The 16,402-nt window shown below is 59.6% G+C and carries 13 protein-coding genes; 5 read left to right on the forward strand and 8 right to left on the reverse strand.

Going from position 1 to position 16,402, the window contains the following annotated elements; genetic code table 11:
• The first annotated feature begins 8 nt into the window (after nucleotides 1-8).
• From EKD03_RS00380 to EKD03_RS00390, 3 genes are all read left to right on the forward strand, one after another.
• Nucleotides 9-2,048, forward strand: coding sequence for a hypothetical protein (locus EKD03_RS00380; RefSeq protein ID WP_129626151.1), 2,040 nt, complete (start codon nucleotides 9-11; stop codon nucleotides 2,046-2,048).
• 50 nt (nucleotides 2,049-2,098) lie between these two features.
• Nucleotides 2,099-2,377 carry an Lrp/AsnC family transcriptional regulator gene (locus EKD03_RS00385; RefSeq protein ID WP_129626153.1) on the forward strand — a complete coding sequence of 93 codons (279 nt, stop codon included), beginning with the start codon at nucleotides 2,099-2,101 and terminating at the stop codon, nucleotides 2,375-2,377.
• 235 nt (nucleotides 2,378-2,612) lie between these two features.
• Nucleotides 2,613-3,125 carry a single-stranded DNA-binding protein gene (locus tag EKD03_RS00390; protein ID WP_129626155.1) on the forward strand — a complete coding sequence of 171 codons (513 nt, stop codon included), beginning with the start codon at nucleotides 2,613-2,615 and terminating at the stop codon, nucleotides 3,123-3,125.
• A 125-nt stretch (nucleotides 3,126-3,250) separates the two neighbouring features.
• Here EKD03_RS00390 and EKD03_RS00395 read toward each other — a convergent pair whose 3' ends face one another.
• Entirely contained in the window at nucleotides 3,251-4,168 is a 918-nt protein-coding gene (locus EKD03_RS00395) for a branched-chain amino acid transaminase (RefSeq protein WP_129626157.1), read from the reverse strand.
• Entirely contained in the window at nucleotides 4,168-5,385 is a 1,218-nt protein-coding gene (locus tag EKD03_RS00400; protein ID WP_238613243.1) for a THUMP-like domain-containing protein, read from the reverse strand. Before EKD03_RS00400 ends, EKD03_RS00395 begins: the two co-directional genes overlap by 1 nt.
• Nucleotides 5,386-5,442: 57 nt before the next feature.
• Here EKD03_RS00400 and EKD03_RS00405 point away from each other — a divergent pair, with 57 nt between their 5' ends.
• Nucleotides 5,443-6,651, forward strand: a complete 1,209-nt coding sequence (locus tag EKD03_RS00405) for a gluzincin family metallopeptidase (RefSeq protein ID WP_129626159.1) — start codon at nucleotides 5,443-5,445, stop codon at nucleotides 6,649-6,651.
• 125 nt (nucleotides 6,652-6,776) lie between these two features.
• On the opposite strand, the gene EKD03_RS00410 is transcribed toward EKD03_RS00405, so the two are convergent.
• The 3 genes from EKD03_RS00410 to rpsF form a co-directional block, all read right to left on the reverse strand.
• Nucleotides 6,777-7,634: a PH domain-containing protein gene (locus EKD03_RS00410; RefSeq protein ID WP_161569141.1), complete on the reverse strand. Its 858-nt coding sequence runs from the start codon at nucleotides 7,632-7,634 to the stop codon at nucleotides 6,777-6,779.
• Nucleotides 7,635-7,753: 119 nt separating this feature from the next.
• Nucleotides 7,754-9,349 (reverse strand): peptidylprolyl isomerase, encoded by a 1,596-nt coding sequence (locus EKD03_RS00415; protein ID WP_238613244.1) that lies wholly within the window; start codon nucleotides 9,347-9,349, stop codon nucleotides 7,754-7,756.
• Between the two features lie 100 nt (nucleotides 9,350-9,449).
• Entirely contained in the window at nucleotides 9,450-9,851 is a 402-nt protein-coding gene (gene rpsF / locus EKD03_RS00420) for a 30S ribosomal protein S6 (RefSeq protein ID WP_129626163.1), read from the reverse strand.
• Between the two features lie 374 nt (nucleotides 9,852-10,225).
• On the opposite strand from rpsF, the gene tsaD reads away from it, so the two are divergent.
• Complete coding sequence (tsaD, locus tag EKD03_RS00425; protein WP_129626165.1) at nucleotides 10,226-11,344, forward strand: tRNA (adenosine(37)-N6)-threonylcarbamoyltransferase complex transferase subunit TsaD; 1,119 nt, start codon at nucleotides 10,226-10,228, stop codon at nucleotides 11,342-11,344.
• Between the two features lie 21 nt (nucleotides 11,345-11,365).
• Here tsaD and EKD03_RS00430 read toward each other — a convergent pair whose 3' ends face one another.
• Genes EKD03_RS00430 through hisC form a run of 3 tightly spaced genes read right to left on the reverse strand, consistent with a single transcriptional unit; the run spans nucleotide 11,366 to nucleotide 16,331 of the window.
• Complete coding sequence (locus tag EKD03_RS00430) at nucleotides 11,366-12,139, reverse strand: inositol monophosphatase family protein (RefSeq protein ID WP_129626167.1); 774 nt, start codon at nucleotides 12,137-12,139, stop codon at nucleotides 11,366-11,368.
• Nucleotides 12,130-15,219, reverse strand: a complete 3,090-nt coding sequence (locus EKD03_RS00435) for a CHASE domain-containing protein (RefSeq protein WP_129626169.1) — start codon at nucleotides 15,217-15,219, stop codon at nucleotides 12,130-12,132. The genes EKD03_RS00430 and EKD03_RS00435 overlap by 10 nt, the downstream gene beginning before the upstream one ends.
• A complete protein-coding gene (gene hisC / locus EKD03_RS00440) occupies nucleotides 15,213-16,331 on the reverse strand; it encodes a histidinol-phosphate transaminase (protein WP_174842785.1) in 1,119 nt (372 codons plus the stop codon). Before hisC ends, EKD03_RS00435 begins: the two co-directional genes overlap by 7 nt.
• Nucleotides 16,332-16,402 lie beyond the last annotated feature (71 nt).

The raw sequence follows: 16,402 nt of genomic DNA on the forward strand, positions 1-16,402 counted from the left end.
GTGAACTCGTGAGAGGGCAACCCGTTTCATCCCATCGTGAACAGTTCACCCTTGGTGCAGCGTTGCGGGGAGTCATCCATCCCGCGCTCTGGATCGGCCTCCTCAGCCTGCTGATCATCTTCCTGATCACCCCACACTTGCCTCTGAATTACCCGATCAATGCTGGCTACCCCGAAGGGGTGGGCAGCGATCTACCCTTTGTGCAGGGCTTTAACGCGGGTGAAGCGAGCAGTTACGGCGATTATCGCTGGACACAGGCCGACTCACGCATCGAGATGGCTGGGGTGGGCCGCCGCAGCCTCAGTATCGAGATCCGCATCCTCGGCATAAGTCCTGAGATCCTAGCGCTTGGCCCGCACCAGATCGCCATCTTCGCCAATGATGTCCATCTGGTTGATCTGCCAGTGCGCCCCAGCGGATCACGCCAACACCTGCTCATCCCCGCACCCAGCAACGGCCACCTCAGTCTCAGTCTACGCAGTGCCACCTTCACCCCGGCGGGCGACCCGCGCCATCTGGGGGTTCCGGTAGAGCATGTGGTCATACGCAGTGTGGCTGGGGCGGGATTCGTCAGCCCCGACTGGGCTGCGAGCCTGGGTTGGTTGGGGGCCATGCTCTGCCTGTGGCTGGCGTTGCGCCACGCCTTAGGGTCGGCGGTGCCGACGTGGCAGCAGGTGAGTCTGTATGCCGGAATCGGGGTGCTGGTGGGCATTGTAGCGCTGCTCGACCGCCCACACTGGGCGGCGGGAGCCAACGCGGCGCTGATCGCCAGTGCGCTGGCCTACCCGTTGGCGATCATCCTGCACGCTGGCGTTGCGCCACTGGCCAGCCGGTTTGGCGTGCCACTGACCGCGAACAACCTGGGTTGGCTGGTCAGCTTCGCCGTGATTGCCTTTGCGATGCGCTACGGCGGGCGGCTCTACCCCAACGCCATGCATGGCGACATCAACTTTCATGTCAACCGCTTCACCGAAGCCGCCAACGGACTGATCTATATTCTCTCCAAAAACCGGGGCGTTGACTTCCCCTACCCACCCGGCCCCTACCTGATCGTGGCCCCCTTCACCCTCGTGGGTCTCGCCCCCAGTAGCGTGCTGCAAATCGGGGCCGCACTTGTGGATGCGCTGAGTGCAATACTGATCTACGCGATTGCCAGCCGGGTGACACGCGGTCCAACCGCGCTGCTCGCATCCGCCACCTACGTCTTCACCGCCGCCACCTTCATGACCACTTGGTGGTCGTTTGACACCCACATCTACAGCCAATTCTTCCACCTACTCTGCATCGCGGCACTCTGCTGGGCTGTTGAGGCGTGGCAGGGCGATGACCACGCGCAACGGCTACGCTGGATTCTAGCCATCTTTGGGCTACTCAGCCTCGTCTTCCTCGGCCATTTTGGGTTCCTGATCAACACCACACTCTTGGTGGCCATGCTGATGGCCGCGACATGGGTGCAGAGCTGGCGCGGGGTGGCATGGGCGCGGGCGGTACGCTGGCCGCTCAGCCTCGCCCTTGGTGGCGCGGTTCTCTTCGCGGGGATCTTCTTCTACAGCGCCTACATCCCCATGTTCCTCAACCAGCTAGAGATCGCCCGCGAAAGCGGCATGAGCGCCGTCGCCAACCGCGCCCCGGCCAGCCGCGCCGCCATGTGGGAGAACCTGTGGCGGGCAGGGCTGATCACCCACTTCGGCATCTTCCCCATCCCGTTGGGGATGGTAGGGGTAGGCATGCTGGCCCAACGCACCCGGCTCGGCGCGCACCTCAGCCGCGAAGGTGTGGTGTTGGCCATGATGTTCGGCAGCCTGATCGTGGCGATCTGCTTTGCGGTGATGCCCTTCATCACCCTGGCCACCAACAGCCCGCGCTGGCTCATGTTCCTAGCCTGGATCATCGCCGTGGGGACGGCAATCAGCAGTGCGGCCCTGTGGCGACGCGGCTGGCTAGGACGCCTCGCGGTGTTGGTCATGGGCGCGGTGGTAGTGGTGAATACGGCCTGGATCTGGATCGCGCCGATGATCTGGCGCGTGCGCCCACCGGAACCGTTCTAGCGGTACAATGCTATAATACCCATCCTGTCACCAAGCAGAGAGGAGATCCTATGCTCACCGCATTCGTGCTGATCGCATGTGAATCGCGGCGCATCAGCGAAGTTGCCCAGGCCATCGCCGAACTCCCCAACGTCGCCGAAGTCTACTCGGTGACGGGCGAATTTGACATTATCGCCCTCTTGCGGTTGAGCGACTACGATTCACTCGACCAATCCGTGCCCAGTGGCATTGCCCAGATCGCAGGGGTTACTGAAACCAAGACCGTCCTCGCCTTCCGGCGCTACTCGCGGCGCGACTTGGCGGCAGGGTTTGATATTGGGCTATCGTAACTGTTCACAGTTCTCCTAGCATTCCGATTTTGACGCAAAGACGCCAAGGCGCAAAGCCTGCAACAAAACCTTTGCGTCTTTGCGCCTTTGCGTCAATCAGAAGCTTCCTTTACCCCAAGTGTGAACAGTTACGGGCTATCCTGAACTTGACGCAGCCAATTGGGTATGATACAATGCGAACACCAGTTCTTAGAACTGGTTTTATGAGTAAACCACACAAACGGGGAGGAAACCCATGTCCAAGGACCTAAACAAGGTACAACTAACCGGGTATCTCGGTGCAGATCCTGAGATGCGCTACACCGAGCAGGGCAGCGCCGTAACCAACTTCCGCGTTGCGAGCGGGCGTACCTGGAAGGATCGGGACGGCAACAAGCATGACGACACCGAGTGGTTCCGCGTAGTTGCCTGGGACAAACTCGGCGAGATCTGCAATCAGTATTTGAATAAAGGCACGCGGGTCTATATTGAGGGACGCCTACAAACCCGCAAGTGGAACGACCGCGAGGGGATAGAGCGCTACACGACCGAGGTGATCGCGCAGGACATGATCATTCTCTCCAGCCGCAACGAGCGTGGTGCGGCCCCTGATGTTGACGAATCCTACGACGAGCCAGCAGAGGGGCCACCCCCGGCGCGGCGCAGCGCACCTCCACCGCCGCCACCCAGCAGCGGGCGTACCCCCAGCCGTCCGCCGGGGCGCAACCAGCCCCAGCCGATTGATAGCGACGATGATGTTCCGTTTTAGCTCCGGTGGGGGTTCGGGGGCGGCTGCGCTGCCCCCAAAGATCTTTTTTGCTGTTGTTTGGCGGCGCAGCCGCCAAACAACAGCAAAAGTTGGAGTTTGGGGCGTAGCTCCAAGCTTCCCGGAAGCTAGTATACCGGCGTACACCACTTGCGGTAGGCCGCCACCTTGCCATGCACCACCTCGCGGTAGAGTTGAGCCAGCATGGGTGCCAGCGGGCCAGCCACGCCCGTCCCCACCTTGCGGTGATCAATCTCGATGATCGGCTTCACCTCGGCCCCAGTACCGCAGAAAAAGACCTCATCGGCAATATAGAGCTCGGTGCGATCAATGGCACGCTCGACCACATGCAGGCCAAGGCGCTCCTGGGCCAGTTGTGACACGACCTGGCGCGTAATGCCCTCTAGCACATCACTGGTGACCGGCGGGGTGATCAGTGTCCCATTCCGCACCAGGAAGAGGTTTGCGGCGCTTGCCTCGGAGACATGGCCGTCCGAGCCGAGTACAATCGCCTCATCGTAGCCATTCAACAACGCCTCGGTCTTGGCGAGCGCCGAGTTGATGTAGGCTCCCGACACCTTGGCCCGCGAGGGGATGATATTGTCCTCAATCCGCCGCCACGAAGAGACACACACCTTGAGGGCGCTACTATCAAGATACTGCCCGAAACCCACCGCCCACAGGGTGAAGCTATCGGCGGTATCGTTCAGCCGCACCGCGATCAGCGGGTCACTCTTGTAGACCAGCGGACGAATATAGACATCCTCGCGGAAGCCCTCTTGGCGCAGCAGATCAAGCGTGATCTGGCACAACTCATCAACACTGTAGGGCAACTGCATATATAGGATGCGGCACGAACGATGCAGCCGCTCCATATGCTCGCGCAGCTTGAAGACGAAGAGTTGCTCCTCCTCGGCATTCCAATAGGCGCGAATACCCTCGAAACAACCCGTCCCATAATTGAGCGCATGGGTCATGACACTCACTTGGGCCTGCTCAATCGGCACGATCTGACCATTAAAGAAGGCGAATTTGTTGTTTGGCATTAGCGGGACTCCTTATGGATGAGGGACGGAAACGCAATCGGTGGGCCACAGATGAGCATGATCGGTGCATTATAGTGGCGAGTCAACACCACCACCAGCGGATTGGGGCCATCGCCACTGAGTTGGCGCGCCAGCGTGTCGGTATCTAAGGGCGAACCACGCTTCTTGACCGTGACCGCGCCCGCTGCGAGTTCGCGCAGGCTGGCGCGCAGGCGTTTAAGGTTGAAGGGCTGCCAGGAGTGGATGGGCCATGCACGGGCGAAGGGCGTCGGCTGAAGATGCGCCGCCGTCAGATAGGCGATCTGCGGGTCGAGTTGGGCGGCCCCCATCTGCACCGCCAGATCGGCAACCAGCCCCGCCCGGATCACCGCCGGGTCAGGCTCGTAGAGATACGCGAGCGGTGGGCTGATCGCCGGGGGGAACGTTGGGGGGCTGGGTTGCACCAGCATGGCAGTATGGCCCGTGCCATCCAACAACGTCGCCCGCCGCGCCACCTGCGCCAACGGGCCACACCAGAGCAGCGCCTCCTTCAACTCGCCATGCAACGAGACAAACTCGACTTCGGCCATACTCGGCAGCGCAGCCAGATCCACCCCTGGAGCCAACTTCACCGCCAGCGCCGGGGTCTGGCGTTGCCAACTAAGAATATGGCTGAGGGGTGGCTCATACTCCTCGACAGCAAAGCGGCGGCGACCATCAGCGCGGCGTCCGGGGTCGCAGAAGAGCGCCGCCGCCGCAGGCGGGGGTTCCGCGAGCAGATCGCGTTGGAGGGGATGCACGCGCTCGGCCAGCCCCAAGGCGGTGGCATTCGCAGCCACCATCGCCAAGCGTAGCGGATCACGATCCACTGCCTGCACCTCGGCACCACCAGCCGCAAGTGCCAGCGCATCGCCACCCACCCCACAGCAGAGGTCGGCCACCTGACCAGCGGGAGCCAAGCGGGTAGCGCGGTGCGCCGCCACTGCTGCCGCGCTCGATTGTTCCAATGCCTCACGGGTAAAGAACATACGCTCGGCAGCCGGAAACTTGGCTGTCGCACGCTGCCGCAGACGAGCCAACTCGACTGCGGCGCGCACCAGATCGGCGGCGAAGTGGCGGCGCAAGCGGGTGATCTCACCCAAGAGATCCGCCTCGCCCAAGGGACGCACGGCAAGTTCGGCCAAGAGTGCTTGGCCAGGTGGGGATTGGAGCCAGTTGAGGGTGTCGAGATCCATCATGTGGTACGATCAGATTGAAGAAGCATTGGTCTATTGTACCCGCACTCAGGAGAATCTATGCGCCGAATTATGCTCGCATCATGCTTGGCGGCCACCCTACTGGCCGGGTGTAACCAACCCCAGGCCAGTCTGCCTACCAGCGAACCTACCAGTGCCGCCGCCAGCACGTCCGCCGCACCCGATGAATCCACGATCATGGCCGCGATTCAGGCCACCCTCGACGACTATGCCCGTGCTTACAACCGTAACGATCTGGCATTACTCCAGTCTACGGTGGATCAGAGCAATACCCCCTTTCGGCGCTTGGTTGAGGAGCGCTTCACGACCTACCAGGAATCGATGTTTGGTGGTGGCGGAGGCTGGCAGTTCAGCGTCACCGCGATTGAAGAGCGCGATCTGGGCTTCGTCCTCGCCCATATTGATGGGTCTGGCTCGCAGCGCTACGGCTGGCTCTTCCGCGAGGTGGATGGCGCGTGGCTGCTCTCTGAGCCAACTGCCAAGCAGCTTGGTGAGACGATCAAACTGGAGAGTGAACACTTCACCTACCGCACCTATGCTTGGGCCGACGATATTAACCCGCGCATTATGGAATTGATGGAGCAATCCTACCAGATCGTGACCACCCGGCTGGGCCGCGAGATTGATTTCAAGCCCACCGTAGATATTCGTCCTATCTTCGGTATCACTCCACCCCAACCTGCATCGGCACTCGCCTACTACCGTTCTGGTAACCGGCCCCGCGAAGATCGTATGGTCATCTTCGCTCCTAACTCCTTCGCCTTCGGCTACTACGATGCCAGTAAGGGTTGGGATGGCGAACTCGGCGAGACCCTCACCCACGAGTTTACCCACCTGATCAACGAGCGCGCCTTTATGCCCGTCTCGACCATGCGCGATTGGATGTTCGAGGGCTTAGCCGAGTATGTCTCGGATAGCCCACGCGCTTCGCAGGTGAGCGCGGCAGTTGCCAGTAACCAGATCATCCCGATTCTGGACACCTCAGGCAGCACTAACCCCCAGGATCTTGACCACCTCTACCTCTTGGAGCGCGATGTCTCGTTGGCCTACGGCCTCTCCTATGCAATGGTGGCCTACATAGACACCGAACTAGGTGGGCTGGAGAAGTTCTGGGAGTTGGCCGAAACCATGAACAAGACCGCTGGTACGGGTGTAGAGCGCTACGACCGTGCCTTGCAGAGCGTCTTTGGGATGAGCTTTGCCGAGTTTGATGCCGGATGGCGCGCGTATCTGAAGCAGAACTACTAAGGTAGGTGTTTTTGGGCGGCGGGGGTTCGGGGGAGGCGAAGCCTCCTCCGAAGAATTTTTTCTCTGCTGTTGGCGGCTTCGCCGCCAACAGCAGAGAAAAAAGAAGGTCTGGGGCACAGCCCCAACTACCTTACAATCGTCAGCACCGCCACCGCAAAGAGCAACTGCACCATGGCCGAAGCCATCTGAAGCATGCGTGCTCCCAAGGGTGTGCGTACATAGAGCGTGATGCCCAACCCAGTATTGAAGAGCAGCGTGGCGAAGGCAGCGAGGGGTAGGAAGAGGATCTGATGGCGCGGACTGAGCGCCCCCGCTTCTCCCGCCGCATTGCTACGCAGATCGATCAGCGCGGGGAGGTTGGGGTAGATTGAGGCCAGCCAGCCAAGCAGGATGAGGCTCAAGCTGAAGGCCAGCACCAACGCCTGCCGCACTACCTGATCGTCCCAGAAGGCGTAGGAGAAATAGCGCCCTGCCTCGACCCCCGGCGTTAGTTGTTGGATGACCCCGATCCGTTGGCGCTGTTCAAGTTCCTGGACAAAGGTATCGGTGTTATTGGGCGAAATAATATAGGCTTGGCCACTGGTCTGAAGCATGATCGCCTGTTTGGTGGGCAGGGTTGAGAAGCGTTGGGCGATCTTCCCGCTAGGAAGCTTGAAGCCACCATAAAAGTAGCCCAGGCTCTGGCTCAAACTAGCCCTATCGGCCACGCTGGCACTCCGCTCAACGCTCTCGATCTGACCGAGCGGCACGACCATCCGGTTGCCCAACCAGAAGATGTAGAAGCCATTGCGATCTAGCCCATAGGCCAGCGTCAGTGCGGCGGCGACCCGATAGGCCACCTGCGCGGTCACGATCAGGAGCGCCACACCGGCCAAGAAGCGCAGATAGAGGTTGAGATCAATTGCCCATGCCTCAATTGGTACGCGCAACGCCTGCGCCACTGCGGCAAAAAAGAAGGTGGAGCCGGTAGCGGTCAGGATCATGAAGATCACCGCGAACCAGACTCGGGGCGTTGATTGGGCTTTCCATTTGCGCATAGGAGTGGGGGGAGTATCGTTGCGCTATGCGGCTTGGAACAAGCCGCATAGCGCAACGATACATGTTACGGTGTTGGTGTTAGGGGTACCGCAGTTGGCACTACCTCAGTCGGTGCCTCAGTCGGTGCTTCGGTCGGCACTGCCGTCACCACCTCGGTTGGAATGGGCGTCGGCATTGGCGTTGGCGGGCCAGGCATATAGGTTGGCACGACCGTCGCTGTTGCCGGGCCAAGATCAGGCGTCGCGGTAGGTGCCGGGAAACGCTGCACCGCAATGGTGGTGCGCTGCTGGGTCAACCAGTCATCGAGCGCCTTGGTACGTGCCTCGCGCAACTGGTCTTCCAGGGTCGGGACGGTACGATCCGTCACCTCTAGGATATGCCAGCCAAACTGAGTACGGACAAGATCACTCAGCGTGTTGGGTTGGAGCGCAAGTGCTGCCGTTACCAACTCCGGCGGGTAGGTTGCACCATTATCGGCCTTGCCATCCTGATCGAAGCCGCCCAGATCACCACCCATACTCGCGGAACCAGGATCATCCGATTCCTCAGCCGCCAGAGTGGCAAAATCAGCCCCACCACGTAACTCGCTGAGGAGCGCATCAGCGCGGCCCTTGGCCGCCACAAAGAGCGCCTCGATCTGCTCCTGAGTCGCCTCAGCCGGCGGGTTCACCGCGACCAAAATCTGGCGCGCCACCACCCGATTGGGTACCTCGCTGGCCACAAAACTGGCTTCGGGCACCAAACGCTCCTGCACCCGCGTATTGAGCAACTGCTCGTGATACTGCGCTGTTAGGGCAGCCCGGAAATCTTCCTTCGTCAGCAGCGGCTTATCACTCACCGCCGCCAATTCCAGTTCATACCGCCGGAAGATCTCATCAACAATCTGCTCCACCTGTGTACTGGCCTCAGCCGCCAGTGGTGTGGGCAAGGGGGTCATGGTTGGTTCGGGCGTACTGGTTGGCCCCCCAGCCGTTGGCGAGGGCGTGGGTGAAGGGAGTGCGGTTGGCGACGGGGTTGCGGTTGGGGTAGGCATCAATTCAGCCGTCGTCGTCAGGGCAACCGTTGGTGTGAGTTCAACCGTCGTGGTCGGTGTGATCGGCTCAACCGGAGGCGGAATGAAGATCAGCGCCAGATCATTGGCAATCGCCTGATTGATCTCATCCGGCGAGGCGCTCAGACCCAACGGGGTTGCCCCTTGCAGCTTAAGTTGGAAATTCTCCCACTGGCTCACCACCGCCGGATCAACCTCAGTAGCACGCTGATTGCGAATCTGCTGATTGATCAACGGACTTTGGTTGGCAAACTGCTGGGCAATCTGCTGATTTCCACCGAAGAGAGCCAATAATTGGAAGTTCTGAGAGAGTTCGCGGGCATACGCCAAACGTTGCTGCTGCCAATAGTCGCCACGATTCAGCGTAGTACTTCCGACCTGCGCCACCGGACGACTCGGAATCCAGAGTCGGTCATAGCTCAGGCCAACCAACAAGATCAGTAGCGCCAAACCGATACCCGACCCAATGATCAGCATCACCCGGCGCTGATCGCGCACCTCGCGGGCATGACGGGCAAGTCGGCGGCGGGTGGGTGGTGGAGCGGCGTGAGGATTGGGGGTCGTAGGTTTACGGCCACCCTGTGGGGGATTTTTTGGTGTATCAGCCATGTGCGTTGCAGACACCTGATAAAATCACCCCCACCTCCCACTTCCATCCCCGATGCTGGGTGCAGAAGTGGGAAATGAGGGATCAAACGGCTATACAGCCCTACTCCGCCTGATCAGCAACCGGCTCAGCCTCTTCCACAACCTCTTCGGTTGGGAGCGTCTTCACCTCAACCAGCGTGATGAGGTGGCGCATGACACTGTCGGTCAGCTTGAGGGTACGCTCAACCTCAACCACCTTGGCAGCCGCAAGGCTGAAGGTGAAGAGGGCATAGTAGCCCTCGGTGAAGTTGCGGCGGCTCGCCTCACCACTTGCATACTCACGGATGGGGTAGGCCAGTTTGCGACGGCCCCAGGGTGGGCTCTGGTTGACACCCGTGACCTCACCACCTGCATTCGTGATTGACTGCGAGATGCGCTCGATGGTAGCGGCAACCCCCTCTTCGTTGGCGTGCAGTGGGCTAATAATGATCATCAGTTCGTAGTTCCGGCGACGCTCGCGCATGGAGTCCTCCTCTGGTGACATCCCGCTCGTCGTACCATAACGGGCTGCGCGTGCCCGGTGGTGCGGCGGGATAGAAAGGGATCTACTGCTCTACAACGTGCAGTGATAGACGTTTACACACAACCGGGTAATTATACCATAGATTGTACCTCGTTGGTGTTCTCTGTCATTTGGAGTCAGGGCATGGGCAAAGTCACCTCCGGTGGGGGTGCGGGGGCGGCTGCGCCGCCCCCGCAGAATTTTTTGTGGTGTTTTGGCGGCGAAGCCGCCAAAACACCACAAAAAATGGGGCTTGGGGTGCAGCCCCAAGGACTTTGCCCATGCCCTGTTATACGAGTATACCCGACTCGCCAAAATTGGCGTATACTACCATCATGAGAGATCTACCCAACACCTATACTATTTTAGCCCTAGAGACCTCCTGCGACGAGACGGCAGCAGCGGTGGTGCGCGGTGGGCGCACGGTGCTCTCTAACGTCGTCGCCTCGCAGATGGATATGCACAGCCGTTATGGCGGTATCGTGCCGGAGGTGGCCTCGCGCCAGCATATCCTCAGCCTTGTGCCGGTGGTGCAGGCGGCGCTGTCCGCCCTCCCCGGCGGCTGGTCGGCGGTGGATGCGGTGGCGGCCACGCATGGCCCCGGCTTGAGTGGGGCGCTGCTCACTGGGCTGAATGCGGCCAAGGCGCTGGCTTGGCAGCGCGGGCTGCCCTTTATCGGCGTCAACCACCTGGAGGCTCACATCTATGCGAGTTGGCTCGATGCGCATGCCGAACCGCCTGCCTTCCCACTGATCGCGCTGGTCGTCTCGGGTGGCCACACCCTCCTGGCATTGCTGCGCGACCACGGCGACTACACGATTCTCGGTCAGACCCGTGATGATGCGGTGGGCGAAGCCTTCGATAAGGTGGCGCGCATCCTAGGTCTGGGCTATCCCGGTGGCCCGGCCATCCAGCGCGTCGCCGAGGGGGCGCAGGTGGGGGGCTTGGTGTTGCCGCGTGCATGGCTGCGTGAGAGTTTCGACTTTTCATTTAGCGGCCTCAAAACGGCTGTACTCCACAAGGTGCAGGAGCATCAGGAGCGGGAGGCGCGGTTGCCCGCCAAACCTGCGGGCAAGCACAAGGGGCGTGTGGTGCCCCCGGCAACCCCGCCGGAGCCACCCAAGGCGGCTCCGGTTCCGCTCGATCCGCGTTGGGTGGCCCAGATGGCCCACGCCTTCCAGGAGTCGGTCGTGGATGTCCTGAGCACCAAGACCGTCGAGGCGGTGCGACAGCACGGGGCCAACGCGATCATCCTGGCGGGTGGGGTGGCCGCCAACACCCGTTTGCGGGCCGAACTGAACCGTCGCGCCGAGGTACCGCTCTATGTGCCCCCGATTGACCTCTGTACCGACAATGCCGCGATGGTGGCAGCGGCGGCCTTCTACCGCTTTGCGGCGGGCAAGCAGAGTGGTTGGGAGTTGGATGTGACCCCCAACCTGCGCTTGGGGATGTAGCCACGGCCCAATGGGCTGCCGCTACCCACGCACCAGATCCAGCACCTCGTTCAACACCAACCCATTACTGCCAATGCCCTCCTGATGCTCGATACTGGGTCGCCCTTGCCAATCGGTAAAGGTGCCTCCCGCCTCGCGCATGATCGGGGCTAAAGCCGCCGCATCCCAAATATTCATGATCGGATCGAGCGCCACTTCGGCACGCCCGGTTGCCACCAGTAGGTAGCCGTAACAATCGGCCCAGGTGCGGAACATCCCCGCGTGCTCAACCAGCCGTTGGAAGGCTTGCCCCTTGCCATACTGCTCATACCCGTGGGCTACCGTCGCCACCACCAAGCTCTCGCGAAGTGCGGGGATAGACGAGACCCGGCAGGGTCGCCCGTTCCACCAGCAACCCAACCCCGTACCTGCGTAGACGATCTCGTTTAGGGCGGGCATGTTCACGACACCCACGAGTGGCTCGTTCTTGTATAGTACCCCCACCATCACTCCATAGAGCGGCACGCCGCGTACAAACGACTTGGTGCCATCAATCGGATCGAGAATCCAGCGATACTCGGCATCATCGCCACCACTGACGCCTTCTTCTTCACCCAAAATCGCATGATCGGGGTAACGCGCCAGAATCGCGCTACGTAAGAAAGATTCCGTCTCACGGTCGGCAATCGTTACCGGCGACTCATCGGCCTTATGATCAACCGCCACCCCACTCTGGAAGTAGCGCAGGGTGATCTTGCCGGCTTGCCATGCCAGCGTGTGGGCAACATCGAGCAATTCACGTATCTCTACGGCCATAGGGCGGCTCCTTCTTTTGGTTTCTCGTTGCGTAACATCTGCTGCATCACCTCAACCAACCCATGCAGACTCACCGGCTTACTCAGGTACTCATTTGCTCCCACATCCAAACAGCGCTCGCGGTCGCCCTGCATCGCCAGCGCGGTGAGGGCGATGATCGGCGTGGTGCGAAAGGCGGGTAGGGTACGCAGTTCGCGGATAGCGCTAAGACCATCCATCACCGGCATCTGAATATCCATCAGAATGAGCGTCGGCATACATTCCTGGGCACGTTCAATTGCCTCACGGCCATTGCGTGCCACAACCACCTGAAGGTTAAGGTAATGCAGATACTCGATCAGCACATCAATCGTCATCTCGTTATCTTCGGCGAGCAGAATAGTAGCTTGGCTGGGAAATACGATTCGGTTCGGCACATTCGTTTGTGGCTGTTGCGCAGTATGAATGGTGGGCGGGAGCATAGGTTTCGGGTGCCAAGGCAGTGCAAGCACAAAGCGGCTCCCTTGGTTCTCGCCGCCACTCTCAACCCCAATACTCCCGCCCATCAGGTCGGCTAAGCGCCGTACTAGCGCCAAGCCAAGCCCACTGCCCTCATGCTGCCGTGAAAGGCTGCTATCCAACTGGGTGAAGGGGTGAAAGAGCCGCTCCATATCCTCGGCTTTAATACCGATACCAGTATCACTCACCGTAAACTGGATTACTCCATCATCGGCATCGGTTGTAACCGCCAATAATACCTGACCACCACCAGGGGTAAACTTCACCGCATTGCTGAGCAGATTCACCAACATCTGCTTGAGGCGTTTGGCATCCACCTCGATCACCGCGAGGTTGTCGTTACAGACAAACTGAACCTGAAGCCCCTTCTTGTTGGCCAGTTCTTTCACAAAGAGCAGACTAGCCTCACAGATCTCAACCACCGAGTATATTTCGGTATGAATATCCATCCGTCCGGCTTCAACTTTAGAGAGATCAAGGATGTCATTGATCAACGAGAGCAGATGCCGTCCACTGCTTTCGATATATTGGAGCGAACGACGTTGTTGTTCATTGATCGGGCCAGAGATCTGTTCTTGGAGTAATTCAGAGAAGGAGAGGACCCCATTGAGCGGCGTGCGCAGTTCGTGGCTCATGGTAGCCAGAAACTCATCCTTAGCCCGCAAAGCGCGGTTCAGATCGGCATTTGCCCGGCTCAGATCGGCGGTACGTTCCGCGACACGCTGTTCAAGCTCGCTATTGAGGTGGCGGATTTCGGCTTCACGCCGTTTACGGTCGGTAATGTCACGGCAAAAACAGACCATCACACCGCCATTACTATCAATATAGTGAACACTGATCTCGACATGGAAGGTGGTGCCATCCTTCCGCCGATGGCGGGTCTCGAAGAGATCAATACCCTGGGTCATAATCTGGTGCGCATGGGCATGAATTTGTTCATGCGCCTCGAAGGCTTCAACATTGAAGATCGTCATCCCATTGAGCAACTCGGCCCGCGTGAAGCCGCTCATAGCACAATACGCTTCGTTGACATCCAGAAAGCGCAGTTGCAGATCGAGAATCAAGAAGCCATCCTGGGCCGTCTGCAAGATAGTACGCAGCCGCCGCTCATTCTCGCGTAGCGCCAACTCAGTCCGCTTATAGTCGTGAATATCACGCACATTCGCCAGTATGCCCGTGATCTCTGGCTCATCAAGTAGGTTGGTTGCCGTCGTTTCGATCCAGTGCCAGCCACCATTCGCGTAACGCACCCGTATCTGCAAGGTACGACTCGCCCCTGGTGTGATCACGACCTCGTGAAAGACACGCTGCGCTTCGGCCTGATCTTCGGGATGAATCAACTCGAAGGTGCTATGTCCCACCCGACTCGCACTTGGGTAGCCCAAGATGTGTTCATAGTTGGGGCTAGTATACTGAACGGTACCATTTGGCGCAATGATCGCAAAGGCATTGCTACCCTTCTCAATCAGCAGGCGAAAACGGTGCTCACTGTGGCGCAGCCGCTCTGTCGCATGTTGTTGATGCGCCATCGCATAGGCAATCGCAAAGGTGCTGGTCATTCCGATCAGCAGTGCGATCCATGGAATACTATCTAAGCGGCTTGCCTCATAGCTGGCTGCTGGGCTAATGATCAGCCGCCAATTGCGCCCAGCCATACTGACCCGGCTACTATAGGGGTTCTGTTTGAGCAGTTGGGTGAGGGTGACATCATTGGGGTCGAGGGGTTCATTGCGAGAGAAGGCCGAGTGAATATAGAATGGGGGCGCATCTTCCGGTAAGCCCTCATCAAACAGGTAGATATTGAGATCGCGGAGATCTGGTACCTGTATGGCCGTCTCGACTAAATCGCGGAGCCGGAACATCCCGATCACATACCCCGTGATGTTGGCGCGCCGTGTAGCTACCGTATTGATCGCCCCTTCACGCTGATAGATCGGCCAGAAGATCAGAAATCCCGGCTCATCACCCACTACCAACCGGGTTGGCGCAGTCGCGGTGGCTTCACCACTATCGCGGGCTTGCTCCAACGCGGCCCGCCGTACTGGCTCCGAGGTGAAATCAAACCCAATCCCCCCGCTGGTGGTCTCAAAGGGTTCGTTATAACTCGCTACCACATACTCGCGTCGCTTACTCGCGGGCACCAGCCCCCCCTGCGCATTACGCTCAAGGATCTGAAAATGGGCAAAACCCTCATGCGCCATGGATTGCTCAAATGCTGTGCGCTGTTCATCAGGAACCACGGGTGCCCATATGAGCGCCTGCACCCCTGGGGTGCTCACCGCCCGCTGCATGTGGAGGCGCACAAAGGCACTAAATTCACCCCGGCTCACGTCCTTACTTGAGGCCGCAAAAAAGGCATGAATGACCTCAACATCATGCTCATACTGCTTCGCGGTTGTACTCAGCACAACCGCCGAGGTCTCTGCATTGCCCAGAAACTCCTGTCTGATCCCCGCTTGCTCCAGATGCACAATGGTAAAGAAGAGCATGATCGAAAAGACCATGCCGATCATCACCATCGCCAAAGCCCCGGTTTTAGCCCGCATGATGGGTGTGACAGGAGTTGTGGGTTTTGTTACCATGTCTCAAGTGCATGGATGAGCGTGTCAGTCTGTTTAGGAGTACCCACACTGACCCGGATATAGTCTTGTAAGAGAGGCGTATGGTAGTAGCGTACCAGAATTCCGAGGCGCTCTAGCATCAATTTGAGTTCGCGTGCATGGCCACGGGTGACTCGGCATAGAATAAAGTTGGAGGCACTCGGATGTGGTTCGAGGAAGGGCAAGCTGCGCAGGCATTCCAGCAAGCGCTCGCGCTCAGCCACAATCCGCGCCACGTTCGCCAACAGGTAATCGCGATCCTCCAACGCCGCAATCGCGGCGGTCTCGGCTCCCAAACTGATGTTGTAGGGCTGCTTGATCTTCCAGAGTTGCTCGATCATCCAGGCCGGGAAGATGCCATAGCCGACGCGCATCCCCGCCAACCCGGCCCACTTGCTGAAGGTTCGCAGCACCACCAGATTCTCGTAACGTGGCACCCAATCGCAGACGCTGGCCGCCCCCTGCTGGCTGGCAAACTCGATATAGGCTTCGTCTACCACCACAATCAGCGCGAGCTTGAGCAGGCGCTCGATATCCGCCAACGGGGTCAGATTGCCGGTCGGGTTGTTGGGGTGGGTGAGGAAGAGCACCTTGGCTCCCGCATGAGCCGCCGCTTCAATCGCGGGGATGTCGAGGCTAAAATCGGCCAAGCGCGGGACTGTGATCAAGCGTCCGCCATTCACCCCGGTATCAAACTTGTACATGCCAAAGGTCGGCGGGCAATCAATCACACCATCCCCCGGCGCAATAAAGAGCCGCAGCACCAGATCGATCAACTCATCGGCCCCCGCTCCCGCCAAGATGGTACCCTCCGGCTGACCCACATAGGCGCTTAACGCCGCTCGCAGCCGGGTCTGATTGGGGTCGGGGTAGATCGCCAGCGAGAGTTGCCCGGTTGGCCCGGCTGTGGTAGCCAAATCGGCCAGTGCCTGCACCGTGCGTGGCGAGGGGCCATAGGGGTTTTCGTTGGCATCCAGCTTGACTAACTGTTCAATCGGTAGGCCCAAGCGGGCGGCCAGTACATCGAGGGGAAGGATCGGCGTATAGGCTTCGAGATCCGCGATCTCGGGGCGAATCAGGTCAGCAATCGGCATCACAACTTCTCCTTGGCAGATCGTGTGTGACTCATGATACCACTTTGCATGATACTGCTTTTTCATATTGC

This window comes from Candidatus Oscillochloris fontis, from assembly GCF_004138135.1.
In the GTDB taxonomy this organism is placed as follows: Bacteria; Chloroflexota; Chloroflexia; order Chloroflexales; family Chloroflexaceae; genus Oscillochloris; species Oscillochloris fontis.

Bases quoted from the DNA above. Each gene is read 5' to 3' on its own strand.
- EKD03_RS00385 (WP_129626153.1), top strand. From the start codon at position 2,099: ATGCTCACCGCATTCGTGCTGATCGCATGTGAATCGCGGCGCATCAGC.
- EKD03_RS00390 (WP_129626155.1), top strand. From the start codon at position 2,613: ATGTCCAAGGACCTAAACAAGGTACAACTAACCGGGTATCTCGGTGCA.
- EKD03_RS00395 (WP_129626157.1), bottom strand. From the start codon at position 4,168: ATGCCAAACAACAAATTCGCCTTCTTTAATGGTCAGATCGTGCCGATT.
- EKD03_RS00400 (WP_238613243.1), bottom strand. From the start codon at position 5,385: ATGATGGATCTCGACACCCTCAACTGGCTCCAATCCCCACCTGGCCAA.
- EKD03_RS00405 (WP_129626159.1), top strand. From the start codon at position 5,443: ATGCGCCGAATTATGCTCGCATCATGCTTGGCGGCCACCCTACTGGCC.
- EKD03_RS00410 (WP_161569141.1), bottom strand. From the start codon at position 7,634: ATGATCCTGACCGCTACCGGCTCCACCTTCTTTTTTGCCGCAGTGGCG.
- EKD03_RS00415 (WP_238613244.1), bottom strand. From the start codon at position 9,349: ATGGCTGATACACCAAAAAATCCCCCACAGGGTGGCCGTAAACCTACG.
- rpsF (WP_129626163.1), bottom strand. From the start codon at position 9,851: ATGCGCGAGCGTCGCCGGAACTACGAACTGATGATCATTATTAGCCCA.
- tsaD (WP_129626165.1), top strand. From the start codon at position 10,226: ATGAGAGATCTACCCAACACCTATACTATTTTAGCCCTAGAGACCTCC.
- EKD03_RS00430 (WP_129626167.1), bottom strand. From the start codon at position 12,139: ATGGCCGTAGAGATACGTGAATTGCTCGATGTTGCCCACACGCTGGCA.
- EKD03_RS00435 (WP_129626169.1), bottom strand. From the start codon at position 15,219: ATGGTAACAAAACCCACAACTCCTGTCACACCCATCATGCGGGCTAAA.
- hisC (WP_174842785.1), bottom strand. From the start codon at position 16,331: ATGCCGATTGCTGACCTGATTCGCCCCGAGATCGCGGATCTCGAAGCC.